The organism is Mycobacterium sp. NGS67 (assembly GCF_059812185.1).
Genome location: NZ_JCALCF010000017.1, coordinates 57,002 through 71,325 on the forward strand (window position 1 = coordinate 57,002; position 14,324 = coordinate 71,325).

Annotated in this window: 10 protein-coding genes; 6 read left to right on the forward strand and 4 right to left on the reverse strand. The window is 69.5% G+C overall.

Annotation, left to right across the window (positions count from 1 at the left end; translation table 11 throughout):
- The first annotated feature begins 70 nt into the window (after nt 1-70).
- Both AC5Y4D_RS16995 and AC5Y4D_RS17000 read left to right on the forward strand, forming a co-directional pair.
- Nucleotides 71-1,720, forward strand: a complete 1,650-nt coding sequence (locus AC5Y4D_RS16995; RefSeq protein ID WP_500037682.1) for a serine/threonine-protein kinase PknH/PknJ — start codon at nt 71-73, stop codon at nt 1,718-1,720.
- A complete protein-coding gene (locus AC5Y4D_RS17000; protein WP_500037683.1) occupies nt 1,717-2,415 on the forward strand; it encodes a sensor domain-containing protein in 699 nt (232 codons plus the stop codon). Before AC5Y4D_RS16995 ends, AC5Y4D_RS17000 begins: the two co-directional genes overlap by 4 nt.
- On the opposite strand, the gene AC5Y4D_RS17005 is transcribed toward AC5Y4D_RS17000, so the two are convergent.
- Complete coding sequence (locus tag AC5Y4D_RS17005; RefSeq protein ID WP_500037684.1) at nt 2,352-3,269, reverse strand: type IV toxin-antitoxin system AbiEi family antitoxin; 918 nt, start codon at nt 3,267-3,269, stop codon at nt 2,352-2,354. The two genes, AC5Y4D_RS17000 and AC5Y4D_RS17005, sit on opposite strands and share 64 nt — an antisense overlap.
- Nucleotides 3,270-3,676: 407 nt before the next feature.
- Nucleotides 3,677-4,516 carry a crotonase/enoyl-CoA hydratase family protein gene (locus AC5Y4D_RS17010; protein ID WP_499943181.1) on the reverse strand — a complete coding sequence of 280 codons (840 nt, stop codon included), beginning with the start codon at nt 4,514-4,516 and terminating at the stop codon, nt 3,677-3,679.
- Between the two features lie 4 nt (nt 4,517-4,520).
- Between AC5Y4D_RS17010 and AC5Y4D_RS17015 the strand changes: the two genes are divergently transcribed.
- Genes AC5Y4D_RS17015 through AC5Y4D_RS17030 form a run of 4 tightly spaced genes read left to right on the forward strand, consistent with a single transcriptional unit; the run spans nt 4,521 to nt 9,364 of the window.
- Entirely contained in the window at nt 4,521-6,203 is a 1,683-nt protein-coding gene (locus AC5Y4D_RS17015) for an acyl-CoA synthetase (protein ID WP_500037713.1), read from the forward strand.
- Nucleotides 6,200-6,967: a fructosamine kinase family protein gene (locus AC5Y4D_RS17020; RefSeq protein WP_500037685.1), complete on the forward strand. Its 768-nt coding sequence runs from the start codon at nt 6,200-6,202 to the stop codon at nt 6,965-6,967. The genes AC5Y4D_RS17015 and AC5Y4D_RS17020 overlap by 4 nt, the downstream gene beginning before the upstream one ends.
- 13 nt (nt 6,968-6,980) lie before the next feature.
- On the forward strand, nt 6,981-7,820 hold the full coding sequence (locus AC5Y4D_RS17025; RefSeq protein ID WP_500037686.1) for an amidohydrolase family protein: 840 nt from the start codon (nt 6,981-6,983) through the stop codon (nt 7,818-7,820).
- Nucleotides 7,817-9,364 carry an acetolactate synthase large subunit gene (locus AC5Y4D_RS17030; protein ID WP_500037687.1) on the forward strand — a complete coding sequence of 516 codons (1,548 nt, stop codon included), beginning with the start codon at nt 7,817-7,819 and terminating at the stop codon, nt 9,362-9,364. Before AC5Y4D_RS17025 ends, AC5Y4D_RS17030 begins: the two co-directional genes overlap by 4 nt.
- Here AC5Y4D_RS17030 and AC5Y4D_RS17035 read toward each other — a convergent pair.
- Both AC5Y4D_RS17035 and AC5Y4D_RS17040 read right to left on the reverse strand, forming a co-directional pair.
- Nucleotides 9,350-10,027: a hypothetical protein gene (locus AC5Y4D_RS17035; protein WP_500037688.1), complete on the reverse strand. Its 678-nt coding sequence runs from the start codon at nt 10,025-10,027 to the stop codon at nt 9,350-9,352. The genes AC5Y4D_RS17030 and AC5Y4D_RS17035 overlap by 15 nt on opposite strands.
- Nucleotides 10,024-14,244: a PE family protein gene (locus tag AC5Y4D_RS17040; RefSeq protein ID WP_500037689.1), complete on the reverse strand. Its 4,221-nt coding sequence runs from the start codon at nt 14,242-14,244 to the stop codon at nt 10,024-10,026. Before AC5Y4D_RS17040 ends, AC5Y4D_RS17035 begins: the two co-directional genes overlap by 4 nt.
- Nucleotides 14,245-14,324 lie beyond the last annotated feature (80 nt).

The following is a 14,324-nucleotide window of genomic DNA, read 5'->3' on the forward strand; positions in this document are numbered from 1 at the left end:
GTTTTTGAGTTTCTTCGGTGAATGCTGTGGCCGAACCCTATCGTTACCGCTGCAGGCAACCTAGGGGGAGGTGCACGTGGAAGGGACGCCGTTCGGCCGCTATCGGTTGATCGAGTTGCTGGGGCGCGGCGGCATGGGCGAGGTCTGGCGAGCGTTCGACACAGCCACCGAGCGCGTGGTCGCGCTCAAGGTGCTTCCCGCGCAGTTCGCCGACGATCAGACCTACCAGCAGCGGTTCCGCCGCGAAGCCCGCTCGGCGGCCGGGCTCGACGAACCTCACGTGGTTCCGATCTACGACTTCGGTGAGATCGAGGGACGGCTGTTCGTCACGATGCGCCTCATCCAGGGCCGCGACCTGCAAACCGCATTGACCGAAGGGCCGCTCGAACCCACGCGGATGTTGCACATCATCGGACAGGTGGCTTCGGCATTGCACGCCGCGCACCGGGTCAATCTGGTGCACCGCGACGTCAAACCGTCCAACATCCTGGTGGCCGAGGACGACTTCGCCTATCTGATCGACTTCGGTATCGCGCGCGCGACCGGGCAGACGTCGCTGACCAACACCGGAAGCGTCGTCGGTAGCTGGGCCTATCTGGCGCCCGAACGCTTGACCAGCGACCGCAACGACAACCGCGCCGACATCTATGCGCTGACCTGCGTGATGCACGAGTGCCTGACCGGCAGCCAACCTTTCCCCGGTGACAGCCTCGAGCAACAACTGGGTGGGCATCTGACCCTGCCGCCGCCGCGCCCGTCCACGCTGCGTCCCGGCATTCCACCGCAACTCGACGACGTCGTCGCCAAGGGGATGGCCAAGAACCCCGACGAGCGCTATTCCACCACCAAGGAACTGATCGCGGCGGCACGTGCTGCCATCAACACCCCTAGCACCGGGCCGCAACCTGCGCCGCATCCACAGCCGTCTCGACCCGGCCCGGGACCCGTCGCTCCCGCACCGTGGCAACATTCGCCGGCCACCCCGCCGCCCTGGCCGCAACCGGCGGCCTTCGTCGCACCGGCACCCGCGTTCTCCGCGCCGCGCCCCGGCCCCGAGCGACCAGGACAAGAGTCGCGATGGAAGCGGCATGCCGTTGCCATCACCGCGGTTTGTGCGGTCGCCGCCGTGGCGATCGCGTTGCCGATCATCTTCATGACTACCGGGTCGTCGCAGGCGTCCGGACCGTCGCTGTTGTCGGTGCAGGAAGTCAACGAGGTGATGGGTGAAACGAATTACCGACTTATCGACTCGACGACGAAACTGACCGAGCCCGGTTTCACCGTCACGCCCCAACAGTGCGCAGCCATCCAGTCAATCGACCTCAAATCGGCCTTCGCTGCCGTCGGCGTCAACTCGATCCAATCGGAGACGCTGCACGCCACCGGCAATGACATCCGCGGCAGCGTCGACCAGTATGTCGCGACAGCGCCGTCGACCGCCGCGGCGAATCGCTTTATGCAACAACGCTTGCAAGCCTGGCGGGGCTGCAATAAACAGCAATACTCGGCCGGCGGGGTCAAGATGACCGCGACGATCGTCGCGGATGGCCGCGACAAGATCTCCGCCCAGTACCGTTTCGCCGCCGACGACAGCTTCCTCTGCCAACAGGACGTCACAACCGCCGGCACCGCGATCGCTAGCGTCATCGTCTGTGACGACCGGTCGGGAGTCGCGACCAAGACAGACACCATCGCTGCCAAGATCATGGACGCCTCGTGAACCGAAAAGTGCTGGCGTGCATACTCATCGCGTTGACCGCCGTCGCAGTGATCGTCACGACCGCCGTCCTGCGTGCCGCCGGTGGCGGCGAGACCAGAAAGCTGACCGATCAGCCGCTGGCCGCGGGCCTGACGTCGTCGACGCTCACCGAGGCCGAGGTGCGATCGGCGGTCAGCGACAACAACTTCGTGACATCGAGTCGCTTCACCAGGCTTTCGAAGGATCCGGTCAAGGTCGATCCCACCACCTGCATCGGCGTCTCGATGATTCTGCCGCCCACCTCGTTGTCCGGCGTCGACTGGCAGGCGCTCAGGGGGGCCGTGGGATCGTCACCGCAAGGGGAACATTCGCACTATGTCGCGCAGGGGATCGCTGCGCTCGATACGCCCGACGCGGCGCGCAGCTACCTGAAAACCGCGGCCCAGGCCTGGCAACAGTGCAACGGCAAGTCTTACTCCGCCGATGCCAGCGGCAGCGTCGGGCACTGGGTGATGAAGTCGTTCGAGCAGACGGGCACCACGCTGACGGCCGGCATCAACCAGGAGAACGCGCGATACCTCTGCCAGCATGTGCTGACCATCCACACCAAGTACGTCATCGACGTGGTGGCGTGCGGTTACGACATCGTCGATCAGGCGCAGGTGGTGGCCAACCGGATCACCGGCAAGTTGGTCGACAATCTCGAAAATCCTTGAGTCGTGGGCGGCGGCATTCCGCGCCGCGCCCAGGCCGACCCCAGCCGTCCCAGGATGCCGCCGTCGGTGTCGCGGCTGGTGACCCGGATGGTGATCCAGTCCAGATCGGTGTTCATCGTTTCGTAGCGGGCGATGTCTTGGCCGAACCGGTCGGGCGTGCGATGGTGTGCCCCCTCGTACTCCAGTGCGAGTTTCAGTTGCTCCCAACCCATGTCGACGATCCCGACCAGCTCCCCGTATAAGCCGTACACCGGTATCTGGGTCTGCGGTGGCGGGTAGCCGGCACTGATGACCAGCAACCGGAGCCGGGTCTCTTGCGGGGACTCCGCGCCCGGATCGACGAGGGCGAGAGCCTGTCGCGCCCGCCTGATGTTGCGGTGGCCGCTATGGCGCTTCGCCAGCGACTCGATGTCGGCGGTGTCGAGTCTGGTTGCGCGGGCGAGCGCGTCGATGGCGGCGACCGCTTTGTCCAGTGGATACCGGCAGGCGAGGTCGAAGGCGGTGCGGGCCGGCGTGGTTGTCGGTATGCCCCGGATGAGCTGGGTCTCGTCCGGCGTGATGCGGTCTGACCAGGTGATGACGCCCCGCGGGGGACGGCGGCAGTCGTAGAGCAGCTGTGCAGGCTGCTCGTCGTCAACCCACTTTGCGCGGTGCAGCGCTGCGGCGGATTGGCCGGCAACGACACCGCGCCGCTTCGACCACAGCCAGGCGGCATGCGCGCGTTGTGTCGCGGTCAGTTCGGTGTGGACCGGGAGGTAGATGTCCCGGTGCACCGCGGTGTAGCGGCTACGCAGCTGGTAGGGCGTGATCACGCCGGACGCTATTGCTTCGCTGCCGACAAATGGCTCGACCATGAGCGCAGTGTGCCGACCGGGGCGGACAGGTTCGCCGAGCGTGTCGCTGTTGCGAAATTTCGGCCCGGATTTGGCAGTGGTTACACGCTCGGCGAAGGGGGCGGACAGGTTCGGCGTCCGGGGCGGACAGGTTCGCCGAGCGTGTCGCTGTTGCGAAATTTCGGCCTGGATTTGGCAGTGGTTACACGCTCGGCGAAGGGGGCGGACAGGTTCGCCGAGCGGGACTGACAGGTTCGCCGAGCGTGTCGCTGTTGCGAAATTTCGGCCTGGATTTGGCAGTGGTTACACGTTCGGCGAAGGGGGCGGACAGGTTCGCCGAAGGGGGCCGGACAGGTTCGCCGAGCGTGTCGCTGTTGCGAAATTTCGGCCTGGATTTGGCAGTGGTTACACGCTCGGCGAAGGGGCGCTTACTTGTTCTGGAACTGCGGCTTGCGCTTCTCGGCGAACGCCCGCGGACCCTCTTTCGCGTCGTCGGAGAGGAACACCTTGATCCCGACCTGCGTGTCGGTCTTGAAGGCCTCGTTCTCGTGCATGCCCTCGGTCTCGCGGATGGTCTTCAGGATCGCCTGGACGGCCAGCGGACCGTTGTTCTCGATGATCTCCGCGAGTTCCAGCGCCTTCGCCAGTGCCTGACCGTCCGGGACGACGTGACCGATCAGCCCCATCTCCTTGGCCTCGGCCGCTGTGATGTGCCGTCCGGTCAGCAGCAGGTCACACGCCACCGTGTAGGGAATCTGGCGCACCAGGCGCACCGCCGAACCACCCATCGGGTACAGACTCCACTTGGCCTCGGAGATGCCGAACTTGGCGCTCTCGCCGGCGATGCGGATGTCGGTGCCCTGCAGGATCTCGGTACCGCCGGCGATCGCCGGACCCTCGACGGCCGCGATCAGGGGTTTGGTCAGCCGGCGACCCTTGAGGAGCGCGTCGATGCGCGACGGGTCGTAGCTGCCGTCCTTGAAAGAATCGCCCGGTGGCTTCGCGGTTGCCGCTTTGAGGTCCATCCCGGCGCAGAAGTAGCCACCGGCACCGGTGAGGATGCAACAGCGGATGTCGGGATCGTTGTCGACGCGGTCCCACGCCTGCACCATGATCTCCATCATTTCGGTGCTCAGGGCGTTGCGACGGTGCGGGCGGTTCATCGTGACGATCAACGTGTGACCGCGCTGCTCGACCAGGGCGTCCGGTTCGGATTCGTTTGCTGGAGTCTCGGTCACCGTGACCGCCTTTCGCGCGACGTTGGGCATCAGCTTGTCAAGAAATGTAACACGTTCTAATTTAGGGTCCGTGGCCTTGAATATTGCTGACCTCGCCGAGCACGCCATCGACGCTGTGCCCGACCGTGTAGCCCTCATCTGCGGTGACGAGCAGTTGACCTACGCCGAACTGGAAGAGAAGGCCAACCGCCTGGGGCACTACCTGATCGACCAAGGAGTGCAGAAGGGCGACAAGGTCGGTCTGTACTGCCGCAACCGCATCGAGATCGTGATCGCGATGCTCGGCATCATCAAAGCCGGCGCGATCCTGGTCAACGTCAACTTCCGCTACGTCGAGGGCGAGCTGCGCTACCTGTTCGAGAACTCCGACATGGTCGCGCTGGTGCACGAGCGGCAGTACTCCGACCGGGTCGCCAACGTGCTGCCGGAGACGCCGAACGTCAAGACCGTGTTGGTGGTCGAGGACGGTAGCGACAACGACTACCAGCGCTACGGGGGCGTCGAGTTCTACGCCGCCATCGCCGACAGCTCGCCCGACCGTGACTTCGGCGAGCGCAGCGCCGACGACATCTACCTGCTGTATACGGGTGGCACAACGGGCTTCCCGAAGGGCGTGATGTGGCGCCACGAAGACATCTACCGGGTGTTGTTCGGCGGAACCGACTTCGCCACAGGCGAATTCGTCAAGGACGAGTACGACCTGGCCAAGGCCGCCGCCGCGAACCCGCCGATGATCCGGTACCCGATCCCGCCGATGATCCACGGCGCCACCCAATCCGCCACCTGGATGTCGCTGTTCTCCGGCCAAACCACCGTCCTGGCACCGGAATTCAACGCCGACCAGGTGTGGCGCACCATCCACGACCACAAGGTGAACCTGCTGTTCTTCACCGGCGACGCGATGGCTCGTCCGTTGCTCGATGCGCTGCTGGCGCATCAGGACGCGGGTAACGAGTACGACCTCTCGTCGCTGTTCCTGCTGGCCAGCACGGCGGCCCTGTTCTCGCCGAGCATCAAGGAGAAACTCCTGGAGTTGCTGCCGAATCGGGTGATCACCGACTCGATCGGCTCCTCGGAGACCGGTTTCGGTGGCACCAGCATCGTGGCCAAGGACGCGCCGCACAGCGGTGGCCCGCGGGTCACCATCGACCACCGCACCGTCGTCCTCGACGAAGAAGGCAACGAGGTCAAGCCCGGCTCCGGGGTGCGCGGCTTCATCGCCAAGAAGGGCAACATCCCCGTCGGTTACTACAAGGACGAGAAGAAGACCGCCGAGACGTTCAAGACGATCAACGGTGTGCGCTACGCGATTCCGGGCGACTGGGCGCTGGTCGAAGAGGACGGGTCCGTGACGATGCTGGGCCGCGGTTCGGTGTCGATCAACAGCGGCGGGGAGAAGATCTACCCCGAAGAAGTCGAAGCGGCACTGAAGGGTCATCCCGACGTCTTCGACGCACTGGTGGTCGGTGTGCCCGACCCGCGTTACGGTCAGCACGTCGCGGCCGTGGTGCAGGCGCGTCAGGGGGCACGGCCGACGCTGGCGGAACTGGACAGCTTCGTGCGCTCGGAGATCGCGGGATACAAAGTGCCGCGCAGTCTTTGGTTCGTCGACGAGGTGAAGCGTTCACCGGCCGGCAAGCCGGACTACCGCTGGGCCAAGGAGCAGACCGAGGCTCGCCAGGCCGACGATGTGCATGCCGCTCACGTAACCGCTTGAGCGACTTCGTCAAACAGCGACGGGGCGCCCCGGCAGGATTCTTCGCCTGCGAGGCCGCCGGGCTGCGGTGGCTGGGCGGAGTCGAGGGCGGCGTCCCCTGCGCGCGGGTGGTCGCTGTCGACGCGACCAGTCTGACGTTGGGCCGACTCGACCCGGTAGCTCCCGACCCCGAAGCGGCGCGTGTCTTCGGTACCCGACTGGCGGTCACGCACGACGCGGGCGCGGTGGCCTTCGGCGCGGGACCCGACGGGTGGGACGGGCCCGGATTCTTCGGACCGTTGTCGCAGCCGTTGCCCATGTCGTTGCGGCACCACCGTCGCTGGGGCGAGTTTTACGCCGACGAGCGGCTGGTCCCGATGACTGACCGCGCGGCGGCCCGACTCGATGCCGCGACCCGCACCGCTCTCGATGCGGTCATGACACGCTGCCGGGCCGGTGACTACGACGACGACGACCCGCCGGCGCGCCTGCACGGGGACTTGTGGAGCGGCAACGTGATGTGGACCCGGAACGGGGTGGTGCTGATCGACCCCGCCGCCCACGGCGGTCACCGGGAGACCGACCTGGCCATGCTGGCGCTGTTCGGCTGCCCGCATTACGAATCCGTCCTGGACGGCTACCAGCGGGTGCATCGGCTGAAACCCGGCTGGCGCGACCGGGTCGGACTGCACCAGCTCTTCCCGCTGCTGGCACACGTGGTGCTGTTCGGCGGCGGGTACGCGCGGCAGACATACGCTGCCGCCCGCGCCGCACTCGACGTCTAGAGTCGAAGCCGCGATGACGATCGATGTGTGGATGCAGCACCCGACCTTACGGTTCCTGCGCAGCGACATGCTCGCCTCGCTGCGGCGCTGGACCGGCGGGTCGATCCCGGACGCCGACCTCCCGATCGAAGCGACGGTGGCTTCGATGGACGCGGCGGGCGTCGAGTTCGGCCTGCTGAGCGCGTGGCTGGGTCCGGGCGACCAGGACCTGGTGTCCAACGATGAAGTCGCACAATGGGTTTCATCGCATCCGGACAGGTTTGCCGGATTGGCCGCCGTCGACCTGAACCGTCCGATGGTCGCGGTTCGCGAACTGCGCCAACGGGTTGCCGACGGGTTCGTCGGCCTGCGGGTGGTGCCGTGGTTGTGGGATGCGCCGCCCACCGATCGCCGTTACTATCCGCTGCTCGCGCAATGCGTGGAGTCGGGGGTGCCGTTCTGCACCCAGGTCGGGCATACCGGCCCGCTGAGACCGTCGGAGACCGGGCGCCCGATTCCCTACATCGACCAGGTGGCGCTGGACTTCCCGGAATTGGTGATCGTGTGCGGGCACGTCGGCTATCCCTGGACCGAGGAGATGGTCGCGGTAGCCCGCAAACACGAGAATGTCTACATCGACACCTCTGCCTACACCGTCAAGCGGTTGCCCAACGAGCTCGTACGCTTCATGAAAACCGGTACCGGGCAACGCAAAGTGCTGTTCGGCACCAACTATCCGATGATCGCCCACACCCACGCCCTGGCAGGTCTCGACGAACTCGGACTCGGCGACGAGACCCGTCGGGACTTCCTGCGGCGCAATGCCGAACGGGTCTTCAAGCTGCCGGAACTGCACGGAAAGGTGGACAGATGAACGGTGCTCAGGCGCTGATCAACACATTGGTCGACGGCGGTATCGACGTGTGCTTCGCCAATCCCGGTACCTCCGAGATGCATTTCGTGGCGGCGTTGGACACGGTGGCCGAGATGCGGGGTGTGCTAACGCTTTTCGAGGGGGTGGCCACTGGCGCCGCCGACGGCTACGCCCGCATCGCCGGCCGCCCGGCCGCGGTGTTGCTGCATCTGGGCCCGGGTCTTGGGAACGGGCTGGCCAACCTGCACAACGCGCGGCGCGCCAAGGTGCCGATGGTGGTGGTCGTCGGCGACCACGCCACCTATCACAAGAAGTACGACGCCCCACTGGAATCCGACATCGACGCGGTTGCCGGCACCGTCTCGGGATGGGTGCGCCGCAGTTCGACCGCCGGTGAGGTCGCAGCCGACACCGCCGAGGCAATCGCGGCCAGCGTGTCCGGGGCACACGTCGCGACGCTGATCCTGCCCGCCGACGCCTCCTGGTCGGAGGGGGCCGAACCCGCGCGAGCGGTCGCGACGTCGTGGTCGGGTGCCAGGATCGACGACGGTTCGGTTGCCGCGGTGCTGCGTTCCGGCGAGCCGACGACGATCCTGATCGGGGGAGACGCCACTTATGGAGAAGGGTTGGCCGCGGCGGCGCGCATCGCCGAGGCCACCGGTGCACGCTTGTTGTGTGAGACGTTCCCGACGCGGCTGGAGCGCGGCGCCGGCGTGCCCGCCGTCGAACGGCTCGGCTACTTCGCCGAGGCCGCGGCCGCGCAGCTGAGCGGCGCCAAGCACCTGGTGCTGGCCGGGGCCAAGTCGCCGGTGTCGTTCTTCGCCTACCCCGATATGCCGAGCGATCTGGTGCCGGCGGGGTGTCAGGTGCACGTGTTGGCCGAAAGCCGCGGCGCGGGACTGGCTTTGGTGGCGTTGGCCGAGGAGCTGGCCCCGGGGACGACGGCGCCGGTAGCGGCGCCGTCGCGTCCGCAGCTGCCGTCGGGCTCGTTGACGGCGGCGTCGGCGGCCGACGTGATCGGTGCGCTGCTACCCGAACGGGCGATCGTCGTCGACGAATCCAACACCTCGGGTCCGCTGCTGCCGCAGGCCACCGCCGGTGCGCCGGCACATGATTGGCTGACGCTGACCGGGGGAGCGATCGGCTACGGCATCCCGGCCGCCGTGGGTGCCGCGGTGGCGGCCCCGGATCGCCCGGTGCTGTGCCTGGAGTCCGACGGGTCGGCGATGTACACGATCTCGGGGCTGTGGACGCAGGCCCGGGAGAACCTCGACGTCACCACCGTCATCTACAACAACGGCGCCTACGACATCCTGCGCCTCGAGTTGCAACGGGTCGGAGCCGGGTCCGCGCCGGGACCGAAGGCGGTGGACCTGCTCGACATATCGCGTCCGACAATGGATTTCGTGAAGATGGCCGAAGGCATGGGGATACCTGCGCGGCGGGTGAACACAGCCGAGGACTTGGCCGACGCGCTGCGCGACGCGTTCGCGGAACCGGGCCCACATCTGATCGACGCGGTGGTGCCGTCACTGCTGGGATAGTTGGTCGTACAGCCAGTCCGCGAGCTGGTTGACGACAGTCGTTGCGGCCTCGAACGTTTCGGCCTCGGCGGCTAGGGCCACGCCCAGATGGTCTGCTGCCGCAGGCACAATGCCGAACTGGCGGGCCAGGTATCCGGATTTCTGACCGGGTCCCCAACCACCTTTGGCGGGAATGCCTTTGGCGGCCAGACCCCATCGCTGTTCGGGAATCAGGCGGTGCATGAGTTCGATGACGATGGTGGCCTCCGGGACGCTGCTCATGTTCGCCGCGAACAGCGCCTGCCGGTCGAGCGGCCAGACCGTTTGGCCGAATGCGGTGAATCCCGTTCGGAGGCGCTGAGATTCGACGATGGTCGACGAATCTCCGGCGGCGGCCAGAACAGCTTGAACCCGCCCCGCCGCCTCGACCGGTTCGCCGAGTTGCGACCACAACTGCTCGGAGGCGGGATTGTCGGATTCGGTGATGGCCTTGACTACCAGGGGCTCCGCGCTGCGGCGGTCAGCCTGCAGCGCTGCGATGGCCAGCGGGACTTTGATCGTGGACCACGCCACGCCGGTCGACCAGCTGCCCCAGGAGAAGTGCCGGATACCCGAGACGGCGATGCCGCATGTTGCCGGGTCGAGCGCCGGAGCACCGTGAAAACCGTTGAGGGGCAACGTCAAGCGATGCCGCCGGCGCCCGCGGTGCCGCCCGCGCCGCCGCCGCCACCCGTGCCGCCACCGGTGATGGTGCCGGCGTTCCCGGTTTGTGCTGCGCCCCCGGCGCCGCCCGTGCCAAACGGATTGCCGTTGCCGGCCTGGCCGCCCGATCCGCCCTGACCGCCGGCGCCACTGGTGCCACCGGTGCCGCCCGTGCCGCCGGTGCCGGACGACGAGCCGGTTCCGGCCGCGCCGCCGTCACCGCCCTTGCCGCCGTCGCCACCCTCGCCGCCGACGCCGCCCGCACCACCGTTGCCCGCGGTGCCGCCGTTGCTTCCCGCTGCACCGCCCTGGCCGCCGTTGCCGCCCACGCCGCCCGCCGCGCCGATGGCACCGGTGCCGCCGCCGCCGCCATTGCCGCCGACGCCGCCCAAGCCCGTCGAGCCAGCACCGACGGTGGTGAAGCCACCGTTGCCGCCGGCGCCGCCTTTACCGCCGACGGCACCGTCACCGCCGGCACCGCCGGCGCCGCCGGCACCGCCGGTGCCACCGCTGCCACCGTTGCTGCCGCCGGCACCTGCCGCACCGCCGAGCCCACCGTTGCCGCCGATGCCGGCATTGACCGTCCCGTGGTCGCCGCTGCCCCCGTTGCCACCCTTGCCGCCGAAGGCCTGCCCGTTGGTAGCGACGGTGGCGTTTCCGCCGTTGCCGCCGGCTCCGCCGTCGGCGCCGTTGCTGACCGCCTTGCTCGAGATGATGACGGGATTGGCGTCGCCACCGTTGCCGCCGTTTCCGCCGGTAGCCTTCCCGGCATCGCCGGTCACGGTGGCATTGCCGCCCGTTCCGCCCTTGCCGCCGTCACCGCCATTCCCGTCTCCGCCGTTGCCCCCGATTCCGGCTGCGGCAATTCCGGAAGTGCCGTTTTCGGTGGCAGCGCCACCCGTTCCGCCGTTGCCGCCGGGTCCGCCGAACAGACTGCCGTCGCCGCCCTGGCCGCCCTTGCCGCCGGTCGCGGTGCCGCCTGCGGCAGCGTTGACTCCGGCGCCGCCGTTGCCACCGTTACCGCCCTGCTGAACCTGACCATTCGGAGAACCACTGCTGGGGCTGCCGGCTGTACCGGTGCCGGCATCACCGCCGGTCGCAGTGGTGCCGTCCGGACTGCCGTTGCCGCCGGCAGTGGCCTGCGCCACCGTCGTGGGTATCGGCGTGTTGAGACCGTTGGCGCCACTGCCGCCCTTGCCCCCGGCGCCGCCGTTGCCGCCGTCACCGCCCTTGCCCAGATTGCCGAAGCCGCCGGCGCCGCCGGGAGCCCCACCGGCGCCGGGGTTGCCACCCTTGCTGCCGATGCCGCCGCCACCCCCGTCGCCACCGGAGGCGGTGGCGTCGTAAGTGGCCGTGAAGGTCTGCGAACCGTCGGCACCGTCGGCACCGGTGCCACCGTTGGCGCCGTGACCGCCGTTGCCACCGTTGCCGCCCTGGCCACCGGTCAGACCCACGCCGCCGGTGCCGCCGGCGCCGCCGCCACCGGCATCGCCGGCATTTCCGCCAGCGCCGCCGTCGCCGGCGGTGGTGCTGCCAGAGCCCTTGGTGTTACCGCCGGCAACACCCTTACCGCCGTCTCCACCGGCACCTGCGTTCCCACCGTTGCCGCCTAGGCCGCCGCTGCCCGCGGGCGCCTTGGTGGCGCCGGCGCCCCCGGTGCCCCCAGTACCACCGATGCCGGCGCTACCGCCTTGACCACCCTGACCCCCGGATCCGGCTGCCGCGCCAGCGCTGTTGCTGGTGCCGCCGACCGCCCCGTTACCGCCAAGGCCGCCCTTGCCGCCGTTGCCGCTGTTGCCCCCGGTGCCGCCGGTCCCGCCGATACCACCGACGCCGGCCGCACCACCGGTGCCACCTTGGCCGCCTTTACCGCCTTGCCCGCCGGTGCCGCCCTGGCCGCCATCCGGCGCGTCCACCACGCCGGCATTGGGTTGCACCGCATTGCCGCCGGTGCCGCCGTCGCCCGCGTTGCCGGCCGTGCCACCGGTGCCGCCTTTGCCGCCACTGCCACCTGGTCCGCCGGCGTCACCACCGCCGCCCCCCGCGCCGCCACTGGCGCCGGTACCGCCGGAGCCGCCCGCGCCTCCCGCGGGAGCCGCAGCCGTGCCGCTTATGCCGCCGCCGCCGTTACCGCCGTTGCCGCCAGTGCCGCCCATACCGCCGTCGCCACCGTCGCCACCAAGACCACCGTTGGCGCCTGCGGCCCCGCCGGCACCGCCTTTGCCGCCGTCGCCACCCACGATGCCGTTTCCGCCGGGCAGGCCGTTGTTGGAGCCCTGGTTGCCGCCGCCGCCACCCTTGCTGCCGTTGCCGCCGTCGCCGCCGTCGCCGCCGTTGCCGCCGACGCCCAGCGCACCCGCGGTGCCACCGTTGGCCGCGCCGCCAGCCCCGGCCGCGCCTCCGGCCCCGCCGGCGCCGCCCTTGCCGCCGGTGACCTGGAGGGTGTTGCTAACGGAGGTGTTGCTGCCGCCGTTGCCACCGTCGGCGCCGTTCCCACCATGACCACCGGTGCCCCCGGTGCCGCCCGTGCCGCCGGCCCCACCGCCGGCACCGCCATTGCCACCCGCTCCGCCGTCAGCGCCGTCCCCAGGGCTGGCGTTAAAGATGAAGGTGTTCTTGCCGTTGGACCCGACGCTGCCCTTGGCTCCGTTGCCGCCGTTGCCGCCGTCGCCGCCGGCTCCGAGAGCGCCGGCCTTTCCGCCACCTCCAGTGCCCGCCGCACCGCCGAGCCCGGCCGCGCCGCCCATGCCGCCGTCCCCGCCTTTGCCACCCGCATTGCCGTTGCCGACGGCGTCCGCGCCGTTGCCGCCCAGACCGCCGGTGCCGCCCGCCCCGCCGGTGCCACCGGTACCGGCGACACCGCCCGGCACCGCCGCCCCGCCCTGGCCGCCGCCGCCACCTTTGCCGCCTGCGAACCCATTGGTGCCGTTGGTACCGGGGACAGAGGCGTTGGTGCCGCCCGCGCCCTTGCCGCCGTCGCCGCCGTTGCCTCCGGTGCCGCCGGCACCGACACCCCCACCGAGCCCGCCGTTGGAGAGGAAGCCGGATACCCCGGCGGACCCGCCAGGTCCGGCGGCTCCACCGGTGCCTCCGGTGCCTCCGGTACCCCCGATGCCGACGGAGCTGTCGGCGCCCAACCCTCCGGTGCCGCCGGTCCCGCCCTGGCCACCGAGGCCGCCGGCACCGCCGTGGCCGAACAACACCGGTCCGGCGCCGCCTTGCCCGCCGGCACCACCGTTACCGCCCAGCCCGCCGGAGCCACCTACCACGGCGGGGTTCAAAGAGTCGATGCCGGGACCGCCATTGCCACCCTGGCCGCCGGCTCCGCCGACACCGCCGTTCATGAACAACCCGCCCGCCCCGCCGTTGCCGCCGGTGCCGCCGTCGCCTGCCATGCCACCGCCGAGCGCGCCGGGCGCACCGAAGCCGCCGGCCCCACCGTTGCCACCCGCCCCTAGCAGGAAGCCGGCGTTGCCGCCGTCGCCGCCGTGACCGCCGGTGCCACCGCCCGCGCCGCCCTGGCCGCCTTGACCGCCGAAGCCGCCGTTGCCGATCAGCAGCCCGCCGTTGCCGCCGTGTCCGCCCAGCCCGCCGAGACCGGCGGCGGCCCCCACGCCGCCGAGTCCGCCGGCGCCCCCGACACCGAACAGCAGACCGCCGTTGCCGCCGGCGCCACCCGGCGCGCCGCCGCTGCCACCGGCACCGCCGATGCCCCCGTTACCCCACAGCCCGGCGGAGCCACCCGTACCGCCGGCCTGGCCTGCCGCCCCCGCGGCCCCGTTGCCGCCGTTTCCGAACAGCCACCCGCCGTCACCGCCGGGGGCGCCCGGGGCCGTCGCATTGACGCCGTTGCCGATGATCGGACGAGACAGCAGCGCCTGGATGGGGTCGGTCGCCGCGGCGGCGGCCAATCGCAGGTTGACCGCCTCGGCGGCGGCATAGGATCCGGCGCCGGAAGTCACCGCCTGCACGAACTGAGCGTGGAACGCCGCGGCCTGCCCGGCGAGGGTCTGATAGCCCTGCGCATGCTGGGAGAACAACTGGGTGACGGCCGCCGACACCTCGTCCGCGGCGGCCGACAACAGACCGGTGGTCGGCGCTGCAGCAGCAGCTGAGGCCGCGGTGATCGTCGATCCGATACTGGCCAGATTCGTGGCTACCGCCGTCATCGTCTCGGGCACTACGAGCAGGTATGACATCCGGCACCTCGCACTGGTTCAAAACGGCCCGACGCGGTCGGGTACGCAATGCTGCAAGCGGTTAGGCGCGGATCGTATCG